Raw genomic sequence first — 18657 nt, forward strand, 5'->3', positions numbered from 1 at the left:
TATCGGCAGAAACTGAAAAGAGGCCAGCCAGAGCGATCAATACACTCGGCCACGGTGATCAGCGCCTCTCTAGGACACGATCCCGTACGGCGTCCACCGTGGGCCGCCTGGAGCCGTCAGGACGTTGTACTACTGCACAGACATGAAGAATCGTCAAAATATCCTCCCGCTGCTATAGAAACGTGTGAAGAAGCATTCTGCGATAACAGCGCAGAAGCTCTGCTCGGCACGCTTCGTTCATTCGGATCACGAGCGACTTTCAGCCTCGCGAGCAATCGCTTCGCCATGCTCCGTCAGGCGCAGCCGGAAGCCTGCACCCATTGGCTTCCAATCGAGTTCGTCCAGTTCGGATCTCGACCTGGTCACCCATTCGCTAACTCCGCCCGGCCAGTCCTCGAACCCGACATCGCCAAGCCGTCCCGGGACCATCAAACCGTCAGAATAGAGCCGACCGAGTATTTCCATGGCGTGCGTCTTTGATTTTTCAGTGATTTCTCCGCGAGTTGTGAACCACACAACATTGTGGAGCGAGACCCAGTCATCCAGGCCGTCTTCAAGAAACTCACCGACAATCTCATCGTCGTCAATCAATGTGCACCTTTCGCTCCCTGCCCGCAGTCGGGACGATTTCAATGGTTGCGCCACCGGACAGTGACGACGTCCGCCACTGTAACCGAGTACCGTCCGCCAATTCGAATGCCGCAGACGCCTTGTCGCCTCGAGGCTCAACTTTCTGTGCACCGGCCGTCCAGCTGTTAAAGACGGCCTCCAGCTCGTCCTCCGACGCAACCTTCTTGACGTACTTTGGGTTCCTCCCCGGCGGAAGTTTGCGGAAAGAAGTCATCACGTTACCGAATGACATTGAAGCACCAAGCACTGGTTTGGCCGCGGTACTTGCGGCGTCGGCAACCTCGTCGCCACCCTTGGCAAAGTTCGGCCCTGGCAGAGCTCCAGCCGCTAAGACGGCTGCGCCACCCGCGCCAACTTCCTGACTGTCAGGACAGCCTCTCTCCATACAGGCCAAGTCGAGGCCAAATTGTGCGGCGTCGGCGTATATGGTCAACCAAGAGGCACTGTTGAGGGCCTGCTCCGTCTGTGGTGAGTACACGCCGGCCAGGAAGTCATAGCCGGGAGTGTGCTGCGGGCCCTCGTAATCACCGTGCAGTTCCACGGGATCGCCCCAGCTCCCTCCCGAGCCATCGACCAAACCAGGAATCCCTGTCGAGATGGTCATAGGTCCGGAGTAGGTGCCTGGACCCCAGCCGGTGTCCCACCCGCGACTGTTGGAGCCTTCGCTGCGGAGGTACGCCTTGGACTTGGGGTGGCTGAAGCCCACGCCGTCCTGGTGCCAGGGCCGTGGTTCGAGTCCGTCAGGGTCCCACCATGTGGTCGGGTTGTTGTTGGCGTACGTGTACGCGTTCCACTGCTGCGGATCGGTCAGGTCCATGACCGGGTCCACGGTCAGGAACCTGCCAACCGTTTCGTCGTACCACCTAGCCCCCACGAGGGTCAGCCCAGTGGCACCGTCGCGGACCTTGCCGAGGAACTCGTGGTCGCCAGGTGTCGGGTCCCCGCCACGTTGCTCACCGAACGGGAGCGTGTAGTGCTTGGCCACACTGCTGGTGGTCCAGTTGGTGTTGTGCACCGAGGCGAGCGGCGTGCCCTGCGCATTGTTGATCAGCGAGGTCACACCACCGAGCCCGTTCGCGGTACGCATCGCGACCGTCTGGCCGGCGAAGCTGTAGTACCTGGCGCCGGTGACTGTTCCGTTGGGTGCCTTGGTGATCTCCTGACCACCGAGGTACACCGTGATCGTCCCGTCCGGAGCAGTCCGCACGAGGCGATCTCCGTCGGCGGAGTACAGGTTCCGCCCGGTGACGGTCGTCGTCGTACCCGTTCCCCGGTCGGGCCCGGTCCCAGAGGACTGGTCGCCGTCGCTGTCGTCGTCCCCGGGGCCAGGCTCGGGCTCCGGGTACACGGTGGTGGCAGTGCTGGTCGAGGCTAGCTCGCTCTCGTGGTCCCAGCCCAGGGACAGCTTGCTGGTCAGGTAATCGCTGTCCTGAGTCTGGGTCCGCGTCCGGCCCGAGTTGTCGTAGGTGAATGACGTTCCCGTGGTCCCGCTAGGCCCGTCCGTGGTGATCGACGTGACCGCGTGCGGCCCGGCGAACTCACCCGGATCAGTCGAGTTGCCGTTCCCATTAAGGTCCCTGCTGCCCTCATAGTCGTAGCCCCTCGTGGTCGTCACTCCGCCGTCGACATCGCCAGCAAGCCCGCGAGTCGTGTAGGTCTCGTCGGTGCGATTGCCAAGAACGTCGTCGTACTGGAAGGAGGCCCAGTAGGGGGCGGCCCCGCCCAGTGCGGCGGGAGACTTCGCCAGCGCACAGTTGCCGGTAGCAGGCGTCCAGGCCTCGGTCAGATGGCGCAGCGCGTCGTACTGATAGCACTGTTGGTCCGCGGCGCGGCCCGCCGTGGTCGGCTTGTCCTTGGCGCTGAGGACGTTGCCTGCGTCGTCGTACGCGTACTTGATGTCGAGCTCGGTTCCGCCGATCCGTTCGCGGTCGAGCTTCACGTTCATCAGCCGGCTGGTGCCGACCTCGTAGCCGTAGGACACGACGGTGCCGTAGGTGTTGCCGAGGTCGAGGTAGGACAGTCTGCCGAAGACGTCGGTGCGGCTGGAGGCGACATACGTGCCCCACCCGAACCCGCCACCCATCCACTCGGCGACGCTCGTCTCCTCATCGAAGTGGGTGGTCACCGTCTCCTTGCTCAGCCCACCGGCGGCCGGATACGTGGTCGAGGCGACCTGCCCGTCCGCGGTGTAGGTGACCTTCTGCTCGTAGCTGCCCTTCAGAGCGCCCATCTGCGTGGTCGCCGGGATCACGGTCACCGTCCCGGTCGGCCGATAGGCCGCGTCGAACCCGGTCAGGGCCGTGACGAACTCGCCACCGCCGTCGGCCGACGGCGCAACGCGAGTCGAGCTCGTGACCTGGCCCTTGGCCGACGGCGGGTTGGTGCCGGCGTAGGAGGTCAAGACGTCATACGTCCACTTGGCGCGGAGCGCGCCTGTGGTGGCCGCGTCCTGCCGGACCGTCTTACGGCGGCCCAGCTGGTCGTAGGTGTAGTGCAACTGCTGGTTGGCGCCGTTCGTCACCGACGTGACCTGGCCTGCGGCGTCATACTCCGTTTTCGTCTTGCCAGCGTCCGGGTCGTTGGCCTCGTACTGTCGGCCGAGCTTGTCGTACTTGTACTCCCATTCGTTGCTGGCGGGGTCAAAGACCTTGGACAGCCGTCCGGCCTTGTCGTACTCGTACTTGGTGGTCTGCTCGTCCAGGTCCAGTACGCCGGCCAGCGTGCGCACAGACAGGTCCTTGACCGGGTCGCGCAGGAACTGGCTCAGTTCCACGGTCCGGCCACGGGCGTCGGCCTTGGTCTGGGTCGGGGTCGCACCGTCCGGCGGTATCACGACCGTCGTCGCACCGTCGTAATACGTGGTCGTGCGCCACCGCTCGTGGAGCGGGTGCGAGGGCGTCCCCGTGAACAGGGCCTCGGTCCGGACCCGCCCTAGGCCGTCGTAGGTGAAGGCTGTCTTGGCGTCCGGCTCGACGGACGCTCCCACCAGGGTCGTGCTCGGCTTTCCCGTCGCGAACCAGCCCGAGGTCGTGAATGCGACCCGACCGTTCACGTCGTACTCCGTGTCGGTGACGAGCCGGCCGTTGACGGCTTCCTCGTCGCCGTCCAGCGACTCGGTCTGCGTCTGGATGGGTCGCAGCAGACCGTCGTACAGAGCCACGGACACGTGGTACTTGACCCCGTCCGCGGCGAGCGTCTTGGTGGTCACCGCGTTCACACCGGTGCGCGACGTCGAGTACGCGTACGTGACGTTCGCCGACTCGCCCTGCCGGTCCGGATAGTTCACCGACAGTAGGCGACCGGCGGCGTCGTAGGTCGCCGTCGTCAGGCGGTCGTTCGGGTCGCTCACCTTGGTCGGTACACCGAGCAGCGGGTGCAGGGTGGTCGTCGACTCGTGTTCGGTCAGGGTGACGCCATCACCATCGCCGTCGCCCGCGCCGTCCGGGTCCGGGCTCTTGGTGGTCACCGTGGCAGGGACACCATGAGCGTTCTCGTCGTAGAGCGTCTCAGACACACGCCCCAGCGGGTCGGTCGAGCTCTCTACTCGGCCCCGGTCGTCATACTCCGTGTACACGATCGGAGACTTCTCGTCGAGAACGCCGTCCTTGTCGTTCGTCCTGACGCTCGTCGGCAGCCCCCGGTCGTCAGGATCGTCATAGCTGATCTCTGACGCCCCGATCAACTGGTCGGGAGTGGTCTCCGTGATGGCGCACCGCACGCTGACCGTCTTGGTCGTAATCGGCACCACGAAATGCTTGGCGCTGTCCTTCAGATAGCCGGTGGTGGTGCAGAGGTTGTCCGAAGTGTCGTTGTCCTCGGGTGTCTCCGAGTACGCACCGTAGTCATCGACCTTGAGGACTTCGCCGTGCTCGCCGTACTCCGTATCGGTGCGCGTCACGTACTCCTGCGAGCCGTCGGCCGTGTACGACGCGGTGTAGACGTCCACCCGGGTGGTCCGGTGAGCGACCAGCAGGTCATCCGTCCCGGCACTACCCGTTCTCGCCGTCTCCTCCGCCTCGGGGATGGTGATCGTCTTCGAGACATCCATCTGACTGTTGACTACCGTGCTCGTGACCGGCATCCCGGCAAACCGCTCGTGGTCCCTGACATCGCGGGTGGTGATCGAGCCCAGCTCCAGCTTGATGAGCTCGCCGGTGCCCTGCAGGTACCGGGTCCTGGTCTTCGCACCGACCGAGCTGGACCCCGTGGTGGTGGTAACGGTCTTGTACCCGCGGTTGACCGAGTAGGTGCGGTCCTTCTTCGGGGTCAGCGGGTCATCGATCCGCGCCCACTCGATGCCGAAGCCGTACGAGTACGAGGTGACGACAGGAACGCTGAACGCACCACTGTTGCCCGCCGACTGGGTCACCTTGGACACCATGTAGGCGTGGAAGTACTCGCTGCGCGGCAGCGGCATGCCCCATGGGTGCCACACCACGGGGAAGCATCGTGACTCGTTGTTCTGCTGCTTCTCAAGATCGAGATAGCCCTGTGCGACCGGCTCGTGGAAAGCCGCCGTGCACTCCGTCGGGGTGTACTCGATCGAGATCGTCGCACCGGTCTCGGTGGTGATGCTCGCGACCCGGATGCGGTTCATGACCGGCAGCCCGTCGTCGACGGTGTCCGCGACGCGACCCGGCATCGGATCGCTGCCCGTGAACCGGATGGGGTCGAAGACAATGTCGTCCGACGCCGCGCTGCTGGGGCCGTTGGCCGTGCGCTTGATGGCGTCGAGCCACAGGATCCGGCCCGTGCCGTCGCCCGGGTCACGCCACGTCTGGGTCAGCGCGACCGTGTCCTTGGCCGTCAGCGTGCCGCCGACGTTCACCTTCGTCACGACGGTCGTGAGGCGCCTGGTCGAGAAGAACGCCGGACTCCGGACGTCCGGGCAGCTGATGTTCGACGAGCACAGCAGGTCCACAGGTGTGTCGTGCCAGCGCACCGCGCCCGCCGTCGTACCGCGGTCGGCGTTCTCGCAGTCCGCCGCCGCCGCCAGGCAGCGCTCGGCAGTGGCGAAGTCAACCAGGTGCGGAGCGCCGGCTCCGGTTGCGCTCACCGGCTCGGACCCGGCGCGGGTGCCGTAGCTGATCCAGTCGAGCGTGCCGCCACGGGTGTAGGAGCGCGTGGCGCCCGTGTTGTTGTTCGCGCCGTACCGGTTGGTCTCGCTCTCGTACCGGTAGGTCATCGTGTTGTCCGACGTGTCCCGGACGTAGTCGAGGTTGAACCGCCACCCCATCTGGTGGCCCGACTCCGCGAAGGCGGACTCGTACCCGGGCTCGTTCGGGTGGTTGGAGTACACCGGAACGGTCCAGCGGGAGTTCTGTGCCAGCGTGTCGCCGGAGTACCGCCCGTCCTTGCCGAAGAAATAGGTGGTGCCGTCAGTCGTCGTGACCTTCCAGTACTCCCCGGCCCAGTTCGCATCGTCCTTGGCGGCATCGCCTGTCGGTCGTCCGTACTGCTGCACGAGCGTGCCGTCGTCGGACTCGGGACGCCACTCGATGGCGTCGGTCGTCCCGGTGGCGTCGTCCTTCACCAGTGCCGAGGAGGTGCCGTTGAACACGAGGAAGGCGTTGTCGCTGTCCCAGCACAGGTCACCGGTCTTGCGGGAGGCGTTGTTCGGGTTCTGCCCGCCGCTGGTCTCGTCGCGGTCCTCGGAGCACGGCACGTAACGCCGCTCCACGAAGCCGCTGGTCATGTCCCACCCGTCCCCGACCCACGAGGACTGGTTGTTCGTGCTGGACACCCGCCCGTCGAGGGAGGCGCTCGAGTACCCGATCGCGAGCTCGGGCGAGGGCCCGGCAGCCGGGGACGGGACCTGGATCGGGTACGACCACCCCAGTGAGCCCGTGCCGCCGCTGACCGACCACGAGGACGCCGACGACAACGGTGTGGCGCCCCAGTCGCCGGAGCCGGAGCTGGTACCGGCCGTGACCGCGAACGTGTCGCCGCCGGTGGCGGCGAGCGCGCTCACCTGTGCCTCGGCACCGGCGCTCTTCTCGGCACCGGCAGACTCCGCATCGGTGCCTGCGACAGCGGCCGGGCTGCCGGCGGCAGCCAGGTCGAGCGTCGCGGTGACAGTGCCTTGCTCGGTGTCGTTCGTCGAGTCGACCGGCGTGGGCGAGCACTCCTCCAGGTCCGGGGTCGTGGCATGGCACTCCGGGATGCGGACGATGCCAAGACGGCTGGACCAGTCGGCGCCGGCCAGATCGGTGAACTTGTCGTAGTCCACCTGGACCTGCACCTGCCGCACCCCGTCCTCCGGCGGGGCCTCGGCGGACGTGTCGGTGACGTCGAGGAGCACACCGGAGATCCCGGCGCCGACGGCCGCGGCCTGGTCAGCGACCTCGACGTGCACCTCTGAAGCGGCCTCGGGGGTACCCGCGGCAGGGGCCGGGGCACCGATCTTCAGGTCGAGCCCGCCCAGCGCCGTCGCCGGGACAGCGGTCAACGTCTCGGGCACAGGGAGGGTCGCCTCGGCGGCGTCCGGTGTCTTCTGCACGGGGACGAGCGCCGGGTCCGCTGTCGGCTCCGACGGACTCGCCACAGGCTCCGGTGTCGGCGTGGCGGCATCCGGTGCCGCATCGTCCGCGGCCTGCTCGGCCGGGTCGAGGTTCTCCGTACGTGCCGCCAGGTCGGCACCCTCGGCGTTAGGAGAGACGGCCGGGGGCTCGTACTCGACGGTGAGCTTGGCGTCGTGGCGGTACCGCTTCCACCCCTGCGTCATGTTGGTCTCGTCGAGGGCGACGAGGCCCAGGCTGAGCGTGCCGGTATCGGTCGCGGCCAGGTTCTTGGCGCCCGTCGTCGCGTCGAAGTCGACCCATCCGGCGTTGTCGCACGCCTCCTTGTGCGCGACCGTCACGCGGGACAGCTCGGTACCGAACGGAGGAGCGCCCCAGTTCTCCCAGTTCGACTCCGCGTCGATCGGCTTCGTGGCGTACAGCCGCACCGTACGGGCCGTGCAGTCCCAGCTGTCGTCACCGTAGACGCTGAACGTGGCCGACGAGATGTCAGCAGATTCGAGCAGTCCGAGGTGGTCGAGGCCGGCAAACTGCCAGCCGAGCCGATACCGGACTGTCCCGGGGCAGGTGGCGACGACTGCGGCGTCGCACAGGCCAAGGCCCTTGCTGCCCTGGAACATGTATTCGCTGGTGGTACCTGGGGCGCCCTCGCGCGCCAGGAGCCACTCGTTGCCCGAGGAGGTCACGGTCGGGTCGATGAGCGCGGGGAACACCGTGTCCGGAGCCGAGAGCAGGAAGTCCCGGTCGGGCCGGATCCGCACACCGACCGTCGAGGGCTCGGTGGCACCGGCGGAGCCGAACCCGCCCAGCCCGTCCAGGGAGCCCCCGCCCACGGACAGCCCGCCGGTCAGGTCGGTACCCGGCGCAGAGGCGCCGCTCAGCGCACCTGCTCCCGTGCCCGCGCCTGCCGACGGCGCCGGCGTGAGCGCACCAGTGGTGTGGCGGGCCTGAGCCGGGACAAGGTCCACCGGCATCGACACCTGCTGGTCCCCGTAGAACGGCGCCGTGGCACGGGCCGCCGGGTCGGCGGGGTCCACGTCGCTGATCTTGTCCCACCGCGCGGCGGGCGTCGGCCCCGCGGAGGCCTTGGCGTCCCGCGGCGTGGCACCGGAGCTGAACAGCCCGGAGCCCGCGGCGCTCTCGTCGGGCGCGCCGGAGGCGGAGGAGTCCCACATCTTCGGCACGGGAGCGCGGAAGATGTCCTGTCCGAACGGGTCGACGACGTCGAAACCGCCTGCGGCGTTCTGCATGACTGTCAGACCCGCCGACGTCGTGACCGGAAAGGTGAGCTCGCTCAGACCGAGCCGCTCGTCCGCGCGCCGGGCGGCGGCGCGATCGGCCAGCCGCAGCGCCGTGGAGATGCCCGTGCCGTCCTGGTTGATGGTGACGACCAGGTCGGCGCCCTTGCCTGCGACAGCGGGATAGGTCACCGTGCCGCCCTCGACGACCGGCTCCGTCAGGTCGAACGGGCTGTCGTAGGTGAGCGAGTGCCCGTCCTTGGTGATCGTCGCGAGCGGCACTCCCTCGGTGCCGTCCGACAGCGTGATCGGGTAGACGGGTGCCGCCACCGAGAGCACGCCGTCGGTCGGGTCCGCGTCGACGACCCGGTTCGAGACGGGTCCCCAGGTGCCGGTCACCGCGGTCCGCGAGGCGGTCGCGGTGAGCTCGTGGGAAACCAGGCCGTCCTCGGTAGCGGTGAACGTCGACCACGGCGAGCGTGCCGACGTGATCTCGACATCCCGCCCGCAGGCGTCCGCCAGCTCCAGCGCCGTGCTCTGGTCCGCCGCCGTGCTCTGGCAGTCGATGCCCACGTGCGGGCCGACCGCGAGCGCCGGCTCCGCGACCAGCGCGAGGGCCAGTCCGCTCGCGACGGTCACCAGACCGGCGCGGCGGGCTCCGCTGCGCCACCCAGACCGCACCCTTCGTGCCGTGCCAACCGTGGCCCTGGTCAGACCGTCACGCATCCGCGCACCCATACCCGTCACCGCTGTCCCCATCTGGCTCGTCAGCTTCCGCACGTCTCTACCCGCTCCTCGTGCGGTCACTGGTTCATCTCCTCGGCCGACTTGTCCTTGAGGGTCGGGTCCAGCGCGGGGGCCCCGCCCTTGAAGTCGACGTCGTCCGCCCCTTGGCACAGCCGGCGGATCTTGTTCTCCGCAAGGACCTGGCCGTCGAAGACACGGATGTTGTCCACCTGGCCGTGCCAGTAGTTGTCGGACACACCCGCGAGGGTGCGGCGGCCCACGTTGAAGGAGCCGGTCGACGCCCACGGTGCGGTCAGTGTCGTGGTCGAGTCGGCGCGCACGGGTTCTGCCGGTGACGGGACGTCGGGGGTGCCGATCTCGCACACCCACAGCGAGACCTTGTCCGTGTCTGCGTCGTACGCACCGGTCAGGTGGACCCACTGGCCTCTGACCGGAGCGATCCTCGACTGGGCGGCGATGTTGGTCAGGTCCGAGGAGTCCGACCGGTACATCATCATCGACCAGCAGGGTTGGCTGCCCGTGGCTGCGCACGACGTGCGATAGCCGAGGGTGAACGCCGGGTTGGTCGTCCCGTTCTGCGAGAGCGCCACGTGTTGCTGGTCCTGCGCGGCCCCCGGGTCCAGCCGGACGTGCGCCGTGACGACGAAGCTCTTCGCGGACGAGACGACGGCGGGCGCAGCAGCCTGGCCGCTCACGCCGTTGAGCGACAGGGCACGGTCGCCCGTCCGGGAACCGAAGAGTGAGTGCGGGCCGTTGCCCCAGGTGGTCCCCGAACCCAGGGTGAGGTTACGCGGCACCTCCGAGCCGGAGTCGTCGAACGCCGTGGTCCCGGTGCCCTCGTCGAAGCGCCAGAGGCCTGTGGACTCCGGATAGGCGACGTCGAACCAATGCACGCGGTCGGGGGTATCCGACGGGTTGCCCGCGCGGTCGTACGCACGCACCCACAGCGGCAGCGGACCTGAGGTCTTGGGCGTGAACGAGATCGTCGCGGTTCCCGAGGACTGCGCCTTGGCGGGCTTGTCAAAGTTCTGGGCGCCGAACGAGTATTCGTACCTCGCTACGTCGGTGGAGCCGTTCGGGCCGAGGCGGAACTTTCCGGTCAGGCCGACACCGCCGTGCTCCAGGTTGTCGTCGAGATAGGCCGCCTCGATGCCCTCACCCGAGGTGAGAACGGTGACGGTGGGCGTCTTCGGCCCGATGATGTCCACCCCGAACTCGCACCACTGCGACCACGCGCCTTCTCGGCCCGTCGAGTCCTTGGCCAGCACGCGCCACCGGTAGACGGTGTTGTGGGCCAGCCTGCCCGACGGTACCTGGATGGTGTGCGTCCGGCCGGAGAACAGGTACGACGACATGTACGCGCCCCAGACCTGGGTGCTGCTGTTGATCCGCCAGATCTGGAACCGCGCCTTGGTCGTGTTCCCGTCGGGGTCGCGGATCAAGGCGGACAGCTTGGGGGTCGTGGTGCGCAGCATCGGGCGATCCGTCCCGGTCCTGCACGAGAAGTCTGTCTTGCCATACCACGTCGTCAGGCTTGTCGGAACACCCGGGGCGCGGTTGTACGTGACGGAGAGCGTGGCGCGTCCACTGGTGCCGCCGTTGCCGTCGTTCCGGCCGATGTACCGCTTCCAGCCTGTCATCGTCGTCTCGTTCGCGGAGCGCACACCCAGGGTCAGCGACGACCAGTTCGACGACGCGACCTTCTTCGCCCCCGCCGTGACGTCGAACCCGACCGACCGCACCATGCCGTCACAGCCCGTCCTGTGCGTGACCAGCGCAGTATCGAGCCTCGTCGACCAAGACCCGGGGTTGTGCCACGTCGTCGAACTGCTGACGACGTTCCCGCCGGCCTGGTACACCCAGACGCCGGTCTTGTCGCAGTTGTAGGAGAAGGTGGCGTTGATGTTGAAGACGGCCTGCGTCACGTCCGCCGACGACAGACCTCCCACCCCGCTCAGGCCGCCGAACTCGTACAGGGTTCGGTGCGTGCTGGTCAGCCCGCACTGGTACCCCGCGTACTGGTCCGGCGCCGAGCAGCGGCCGACGCCGGCGTCGCCGTCGAACTGGTACGAGGAGGAGCTGTCCGGCCAGGCGCTGCGGATCGCCGTCACCTCGGAGAGAGTTCCGGAAACCGCCAGAGCGGCGAACATCGGAAACTGTGTAGTTTCCTCGGTCGCCGCGCTCTCGATCGCGGCGCCGACCACATCCTCGGTGTCGACGCCGTCGTCCACGGGAACTTCGACAACAGCGCCCGGGGTCAGCGGACCCGCCAGCGGGTCGGCCGAGCCGGACAGGGTCGAGGCGGACGGGCTCGCTTCCGCCTCGGAGAACGACACCGCCCGGGCCGGCGCGGCGGTCGTGCCGGCAGCCTGGTCCGCACGCTCTTCGCCCACGGATGCTTCCTCCGCAGGCGCTTCAGAGGTCCAGACCAGCGGACGGGACGACCGGAACACCTCCGGGTCGCCGCCGTCGGCGTCCGGCTCGGTCGCGTGCGGATCGGTGACGGTAAACGCGCCGTGCTCCCGCGCGACCTCCAGGCCCGCACCGGCGGCGTCCTGGGCGCTCACGCCGAGGCCGAAGTCGGCGTCGAGGCCGGCCACGTGCGGGTTGCGCGCAGCCTTCTCGTCCGCGATCCGCAGCACCTGGCTGAACCCCGAACCGTCAGCGTTCACCGCGACGACGAGGTCGACTCCGGACGGCTTGCCTCCGGTCGACAGGACGTCCGGGTACACGATCCGGTCCCCGTCGACGACCGGTTCGGTGAGCTCGAAGGGCGCCTCGACGTCCACGACCTGTCCGTCCGCGGAGGTCATCCGTGCCAGCACGTCCGGCTCGGAAGCGGCGTCGTCGCCGCCCGAGGAGAAGCTCATCGCCACCGCCGGTGCGGTGGGGCTCAGGCGGCCGGCCTCGTCCTCGGCGACCGCGGTCTCGATCGGCTCGAAGTCTCCGTCACCGTCCGCGTCGGACGCGTCAGCGCTGCTCCCGACCTCGAGCCGCACCTGCCCCGACGGCTGGCCGAAGTACGACTGCCAGGGCGTCTTCTCGTCGAGCGCCTCGACCTCGTGGCCACACCGTGCGGCGGTGGCCAGGGCGTCCGCCATCGTGGGCTCTTCGACGGGACACTCCAGCACGGGCTCGTCGCTCAGACCCATCGCCGACAGCATCCCGTCGGCAGCACCGGTCGTGACCAGCGCTGAGGCACCCGTCGCGAGCACGACCAGCGCCGTCACCGCGGCTACCCCGCTGCCGGCGCGCGTCCGGATCCCTCGCGCCAGACGGTCCCCCACCGCAGATGCTGTTCGGCGCGCCCCACCCATGCCCAAAATATCCACATAGGGGAGATTAAGGGTAAGAAGGGGCCAATATTATCAAATGACGGGTGAACTATTACCCGCCGAGGGTGATGTTTCGAGGCTCACGGGCGAGGACCACGCACGTCCTCGTCCCGGTCGCCCTCGAGCACCGCGATGCGGTGCTCAAGCCGCCTGATCCGGTCGTACAGGTCCACCAGGGTCACGCCGTCGGCGACGACGCCCGGCCGGTGGCGGTGCCGCCGGACGAAGTCCTCACGGCTCTCCCCGGCTCCCTGCTGGAACGTGCCGGTGCCTGCGCCCCAGCCCGTCGGCTCGGGGCCGCCGGCGCCCCCGCCCGTCGGCTCCGTGCCGCCCGGGAAGAGCGGCTCCCGGAGCTTCTTCTGCAGACGCATGACGAACACGCCACCGAAGACCACGGCGAGCAGCGCGCCGAGCGGAATCAGGAGCCAGAGAAAGGAGGCCTCGAACATGGCTGCAGGCTAGGGCACCCCGCTACCGCGCCACCAGGTCCGGCAGCTCGCCGCCCACCAGCCCGGGCGTGTGCAGGTGGCACGCCACCAGACGCCCCTCCTCGGCCTGCGTCGTCCGCCCCAGCACGGGCAGCTCCGTACGGCACACGTCCATGGCATGCGGGCACCGGGGCGCGAACGGGCAGCCCGGCGGGCGCTGGGACAGGTCGGGCGGCGCGCCAGGGATACCGGTGAGCTCCCGCCGCGGACCGTGCAGCGGAGGGAACGACCCGAGCAGCCCCGCCGAGTACGGATGTCGCGGCTTCGCGTAGACGTCCCGCGCGGCCGCCGTCTCCACGATCTCGCCCGCGTACATGACGGCGATCCGGTCGGCGACCTCGACGAGCAGGGACACGTCGTGCGTGATGAGCACGACGGAGAAGCCCAGCCGTTCGCGCAGCTCCATGACCTGCTCCAGGATCTGGCGCTGCATGACGACGTCGAGCGCCGTCGTGGGCTCGTCCATGATGAGCACCTGCGGCTCCAGCGCGAGCGCCATCGCGATCATGACGCGCTGCCGCATGCCGCCGGAGAGCTGGTGCGGGTAGGACCGCAGCCGGTCCGCCGAGATGCCGACGAGCCGCAGCAGCTCGGCCGCCCGCTCCCGGGCCTCCTCGCGCCGCATGCGGGGCCGGTGCGCGAGGATGCCGTCGATGAGCTGGCGATCGACCCGGAACACGGGGTTGAGCGAGCTCATCGCGCCCTGGAACACGATGGCGATGTCGCGCCACCGGGCGGCCCGCAGCTCGGCGTCGGACAGGGAGAGCAGGTCCGCGCGCCTGCCGTCGCGGCCGGTGAGCCAGACCTCGCCGCCGGTGATGAGACCGGGCGGCGACAGCAGCCTGGTGGCCGCGTAGGCGAGCGTGGACTTGCCGCAGCCCGACTCCCCCGCCAGGCCCAGCACCTCGCCGCGGTTCAGCGTGAGCGAGACCTCGCGCAGCACATGCGTGGGGTCGTCGCCGAACCCGTAGTCGACGCTCAGGTTCCGGATCTCCAGGACCGGGTCCGACGGCGTCGGCGCCTCGGCCTGCGCGCTCGTCTGGGTACCGATGTCCGTCTGGCTCATGACCGTGCCTCCCGCACCACCGGGGTGAACCCCACGCGCGGCCGGATGCCCCGGCGGCGCAGCGAGCGTGCGTGCAGGCCGGTGGACCGCAGGCGGGGGTTGACGATCTCGTCGATACCGAAGTTGACCAGCGTCAGGGCCATGCCCAGCAGGGCGATGCACGCGCCCGCCGGCACGAACCACCACCACGCGCCACGCTGCAGCGCCAGGTTGTTCTGCGCCCAGAACAGGATGGTGCCCCAGTTCCAGTCGCTGACCGGCGTGATGCCGATGAACGACAGCGTGACCTGGGACAGCACGGCGAACGTCACGGTGCCGACGAAGCCGGAGGCGATCACCGCCGTCAGGTTGGGCATCACCTCGGCGAGCACGAGGCGCCACGTGCGCTCCCCGTTGGCCCGTGCCGCCTCGACGAAGTCGCGCTTGCGCAGCGACAGCGTCTGGGCCCGCAGCACGCGCGCGCCCCACGCCCAGCCGGTGGCGCCGATGACGAGCGCCACCGTGAGGCCGCCCGCGGACGGCAGCTGCGCGGCGATCAGGATGATCAACGGCAGCTGCGGGATGACGAGGAACATGTTCGACAGCGCGGACAGCGACTCGTCGCCGACGCCGCCGACGAACCCGGCGGTCACGCCCACGAGCACGCCCACCACCGTGGCACTTACGCCGGCGACCAGGCCGACGACGAGCACGCCGCGGGTGCCGACGACGAGCTGCGACAGGATGTCGCGGCCCGTGTGGTCGGTCCCCAGCCAGTGCGCCGCCGACGGCGGGCTGAGCAGCGCGTCGCTCACCTGGTTCGGGTCGTACGGCGCGATCCACGGGCCGAACAGCGCGAGCAGCGTGAAGAAGCCGAGGATGACCAGGCCCGTGATCACCTTGCCGTTGCGCAGGAACATCAGCCGGTTGTTCATCGGTCCTCCGTCCGGGTGCGGGGGTCGAGCAGGGCGTAGGCGAGGTCGGCCACCATGTTCGCCACGAGGACGGACAGCGTGATGACCAGGAAGCAGCCCTGCATCAGCGGATAGTCGTGCGTGGAGACCGCCTGGTAGAGCGTGTAGCCGATGCCCTGGTAGGAGAAGACCATCTCCATGATCAGCGTGCCGCCGACGACGAAGCCGAGGGACAGCGCGAAGCTGGAGACCTGCGGCAGCACCGCGTTGCGGGCCGCGTAACCGAGCATCACCTGGCGCTCCGGCAGGCCCTTGGCGTGCGCGACGGTGACGTAGTCCTCCGAGGAGACCGTCACCATCATGTTGCGCATGCCGAGCACCCAGCCCGCCACCGACGACAGCACCACGGTGAGGGCCGGCAGGAAGCCGTAGTAGATAACCGAGCCGATGAACTCGCCCGTGAAGGCGGGCACCAGGCCGCGGTCGTAGCTGCCGCTGGACGGGAACCAGCCCAGGTTCACCGACAGGACGGCGATGGTGATCAGGCCGAGCCAGAAGTACGGCACCGCCTGGAAGAAGGTCGCCACGGGCAGCAGCCCGTCGGCCCACGTACCGCGGCGCCAGCCGAGGAAGGTGCCGATGAGCGAGCCGATGACGAACGCGATGATCGTCGCCACCCCGACGAGCCCGACCGTCCACGGGAGCGACTGGCTCACGATGTCCGCGACCGGCGTCGGAAAGTGCGTGAAGGACAGGCCCAGGTCGCCCCGGAACAGCAGACCCCAGTAGTCGACGTACTGCTGCCACAGGGTGGTGTCCTGGTCCAGCCCGAACAGCACACGCAGCGAGTGCTCGGCGTTGGAGTCGATGCGGCCCTGCATGCGGCCCAGCAGGGCAGTCACCGGGTCGCCCGGCAGCAGGCGCGGGATGAAGAAGTTGATGGTGATGGCGGCCCACGCGGTCAGCGCGTAGAACAGGACCCTGCGCAGCAGAAACCTCATGCGCCTGCCCCGTTCGTCGAGCCTGTCGAGACCCCCGCCGGCACCAACGGCCGGTCCTCCCGCTCGCTGTACCCCCAGCACGCCGCCGACCGGCCGGCCGACACCTCGATCAGCGCAGGCGTCTCGGCCCGGCACAGGTCGGTCGCGTACGGGCAGCGCGGCGCGAACCGGCACCCGGGCGGCGGATCCACGAGGCTCGGCGGCTCGCCGCCGGTCCCCTGGTCCCGCACGGCCGCCGCACCGGCGCCCGCGAGGTCGTCCGGATCGGGCGCGGAGGCCACGAGCAGCCGCGTGTACGGGTGCAAGGGCTCCTGGGTGACCGACTCGCTGTCCCCGGTCTCCATGACCTGCCCCGCGTAGAGCACGGTCGTCCGGTCGGCGAAGTAGCGCGCCGAGGCGATGTCGTGCGTGATGTACAGGACGGCGATCCCGAGCCGGTCGCGCAGGTCGGCCAGGAGGTTGAGGATGCCGAGCCGGATCGAGACGTCGAGCATCGAGACGGGCTCGTCCGCGAGCAGCACCTCCGGCTCGGCAGCGAGCGCCCGCGCGATGGCGATGCGCTGCCGCTGTCCGCCGGACAGCTCGTGCGGGTACTTGTCGACGTACCGCGCCGCGGGCGTGAGGTGCACGCGCTCCAGCAGCTCGGTCAGGGCGGCCTCCAGCTGCGCTCCCTGCAGCCTGCCCCGGTGCAGCCGCAGCGCCCGGGTGAGCGTGTAGCGCACGGGATGCACGGGGTTCAGGGACGCGAACGGGTCCTGGAAGATCATCTGCACGCGTCGCACGTACGCGCGGAACGCCCGCCGGCCCCGCACCTGGACCTCGGTGCCGTCGAGCAGGACCTGGCCGGCCGTGATCGGGATCAGGCCGGCCAGCAGCCGGGCGACGGTGGACTTGCCGGAGCCCGACTCCCCCACCACGGCCAGGACCTGGCCGCGGTGGAGCTCGAGGTCCACGCCGTCCACGGCGTGTATCGCCCGGGCGGGCGGACGGCCGGCGATGCGGCGTCCACCCGCCCGAAAGTGCTTGGTGAGGCCGTGCGCGGCCAGCACCGGTGTGCTGTGACTCATCAGCCGTCCGCAGGCTCGAGGTTCATCAGGATCTGGGCGGCCTGCACCCCGGTGGGTTGCGGCTGGTTGTAGGGGTCCTCCTCGGAGGGCCAGCCCACGTAGTTCTGCGTCGAGTACTGCGCGGTGGCCGGACGGGTCCAGATGGCGATGCCCGGCACCTCCTCGACGAACACCTTCTGGACGGTCTCCAGCGCGGCGGCACGGGCGGCCTCGTCGGGCGCGGCGGCGTAGTCGGCGAGCGCCTGGGTGGCGTCGTCGTTCTGGAAGCGGCCGAAGTTCCACGTCGCAGGCTCGCCGAGCTTCTTGTAGTGGGCGCCGTCCATGATGTCGGAGTACATGTCCCACGGGGTGGCGCCGCCGTCGGTCCAGTGCAGGGTGGCCTGGAAGTCGCCGCCGGGGATGACGTCGGCGAACCAGCCGTCCTGGTTGACGGGGTTGACCGTGGCGGTGGCGCCGAGCTCGGCTGCCGAGTTCTTGATGAGGTCGAGCGCGGTCAGGTAGTCGTTCCAGCCGGCCGGGTTCACCAGCTCGAACGTGACCTCCTCGCCGTCGGGGTCGACGAGCTTCTCGCCCTCCCACGTGTAGCCGGCGTCCTCGAGCAGGGCGCGGGCGCCCTCGACGTCGACGGCGTACTCCTGGCCGGCGTACTCGGGCGAGAGGAACTCCTCACCGGCGGGCAGGGGCAGGCCGGTGACGCTGGTCAGCGCGGGGTTCACGCCGGACGTCGCGACGTCGACGAGCTCCTGGCGGTCGATCACCATGTTCAGGGCCTGCCGGAAGGCCTTGTCGTCGAACGGCTTGGTCTCGTTGTTCAGGTAGAGGACGTCGATGCCGAGGCCGCCCGCGGCGTACTGGTTGTAGTGCTCGGGGTCCTGGGCGATGTAGACGTTCTCGAAGTCGGCGATGAACGTCCAGCCCCACTGCGCCTCGCCGGTGGTGAGCGCCGTGGTCAGGGCGTTGTTGTCGTTGTACGACGAGTAGCGGATCTCGGGCACGGCCGGCTCGCCGCCCCAGTAGTCGTCGCGGGCGACGACGGTGGCGGCCTGCGGCGTCCACGACTCGAGCGTGTACGGCCCGGTGCCGACCGGCTCCGGGTTGGTGTCGGTGGTCGGGTCCTCGACGTCGGCCCAGATGTGCTCGGGCACCATGACCAGGTCGTACAGCTTGGACTGGTTGACGAACTGCCCGGCCGTGAACGTCACCGTGACGGTGGTGCCGTCGGTCTCGATGGTGTCGTAGGGCAGGGCCGCGGCGTTGAGCGCGTCGAAGTCCTTGCGCAGCTGGATCGAGAAGGCGACGTCGTCCGCGGTGAACTCCTCGCCGTCCGACCAGGTGACGCCCTCGCGGGGCGTGATGACCGCCTCGGTGAAGTCCTCGTTCCAGACGACGCTGTCGGCGAGCCAGGGCAACGGCTCCTCCGAGGGGCGCGCCTGGTTACGCATCATCAGCGGCTCGTAGATGGTGAACGCGTAGCCGAGCGAGAGCGCCGACGAACCCGTGGCGAACGGGCTGTGGTTCTCCGTCTGGACGCCGTTCGGCATGCCGACGGTCAGGGTCTCGCCGCCTCCGCCGGCCGCGGCGTCGGTGCCTCCGCCGCCCCCGCCGCAGGCCGTGGCCAGCAGCGCGATGGCTGCCGCGGCTGCCGCCGCGGCGACGTGCTTGTGAATCCTCACG

The 18657-nt window shown here is 69.0% G+C and carries 9 protein-coding genes; all 9 read right to left on the minus strand.

Annotated features, from left to right (window positions below; genetic code table 11):
* Positions 1–246: 246 nt before the first annotated feature.
* Complete coding sequence (locus ACNYC2_RS16445; RefSeq protein WP_419702818.1) at positions 247–591, minus strand: hypothetical protein; 345 nt, start codon at positions 589–591, stop codon at positions 247–249.
* Positions 584–9166 carry an RHS repeat-associated core domain-containing protein gene (locus tag ACNYC2_RS16450; protein WP_419702819.1) on the minus strand — a complete coding sequence of 2861 codons (8583 nt, stop codon included), beginning with the start codon at positions 9164–9166 and terminating at the stop codon, positions 584–586. Before ACNYC2_RS16450 ends, ACNYC2_RS16445 begins: the two co-directional genes overlap by 8 nt.
* Positions 9167–9189: 23 nt before the next feature.
* Positions 9190–12420, minus strand: a complete 3231-nt coding sequence (locus ACNYC2_RS16455) for a hypothetical protein (RefSeq protein ID WP_419702820.1) — start codon at positions 12418–12420, stop codon at positions 9190–9192.
* A 128-nt stretch (positions 12421–12548) separates the two neighbouring features.
* Positions 12549–12917 carry a hypothetical protein gene (locus ACNYC2_RS16460; RefSeq protein ID WP_419702821.1) on the minus strand — a complete coding sequence of 123 codons (369 nt, stop codon included), beginning with the start codon at positions 12915–12917 and terminating at the stop codon, positions 12549–12551.
* Positions 12918–12939: 22 nt separating this feature from the next.
* The gene (locus tag ACNYC2_RS16465; RefSeq protein WP_419702822.1) at positions 12940–14022 is read right to left on the minus strand and encodes an ABC transporter ATP-binding protein; all 1083 of its coding nucleotides are present in this window, start codon (positions 14020–14022) and stop codon (positions 12940–12942) included.
* The gene (locus ACNYC2_RS16470; RefSeq protein WP_419702823.1) at positions 14019–14936 is read right to left on the minus strand and encodes an ABC transporter permease; all 918 of its coding nucleotides are present in this window, start codon (positions 14934–14936) and stop codon (positions 14019–14021) included. Before ACNYC2_RS16470 ends, ACNYC2_RS16465 begins: the two co-directional genes overlap by 4 nt.
* Positions 14933–15916 carry an ABC transporter permease gene (locus ACNYC2_RS16475; protein ID WP_419702824.1) on the minus strand — a complete coding sequence of 328 codons (984 nt, stop codon included), beginning with the start codon at positions 15914–15916 and terminating at the stop codon, positions 14933–14935. The genes ACNYC2_RS16470 and ACNYC2_RS16475 overlap by 4 nt, the downstream gene beginning before the upstream one ends.
* Positions 15913–16983: an ABC transporter ATP-binding protein gene (locus ACNYC2_RS16480; protein WP_419702825.1), complete on the minus strand. Its 1071-nt coding sequence runs from the start codon at positions 16981–16983 to the stop codon at positions 15913–15915. Before ACNYC2_RS16480 ends, ACNYC2_RS16475 begins: the two co-directional genes overlap by 4 nt.
* Complete coding sequence (locus tag ACNYC2_RS16485) at positions 16983–18656, minus strand: ABC transporter substrate-binding protein (RefSeq protein ID WP_419702826.1); 1674 nt, start codon at positions 18654–18656, stop codon at positions 16983–16985. Before ACNYC2_RS16485 ends, ACNYC2_RS16480 begins: the two co-directional genes overlap by 1 nt.
* Position 18657: the final 1 nt, after the last annotated feature.

This window comes from Promicromonospora sp. NFX87, assembly GCF_048564965.1.
Classification (GTDB): domain Bacteria; phylum Actinomycetota; class Actinomycetes; order Actinomycetales; family Cellulomonadaceae; genus Promicromonospora.

What these genes read in the sequence shown, in the direction of transcription:
- ACNYC2_RS16480 (WP_419702825.1), bottom strand. Translation starts at nt 16,983, where the DNA reads ATGAGTCACAGCACACCGGTGCTGGCCGCGCACGGCCTCACCAAGCAC.
- ACNYC2_RS16475 (WP_419702824.1), bottom strand. Translation starts at nt 15,916, where the DNA reads ATGAGGTTTCTGCTGCGCAGGGTCCTGTTCTACGCGCTGACCGCGTGG.
- ACNYC2_RS16460 (WP_419702821.1), bottom strand. Translation starts at nt 12,917, where the DNA reads ATGTTCGAGGCCTCCTTTCTCTGGCTCCTGATTCCGCTCGGCGCGCTG.
- ACNYC2_RS16470 (WP_419702823.1), bottom strand. Translation starts at nt 14,936, where the DNA reads ATGAACAACCGGCTGATGTTCCTGCGCAACGGCAAGGTGATCACGGGC.
- ACNYC2_RS16465 (WP_419702822.1), bottom strand. Translation starts at nt 14,022, where the DNA reads ATGAGCCAGACGGACATCGGTACCCAGACGAGCGCGCAGGCCGAGGCG.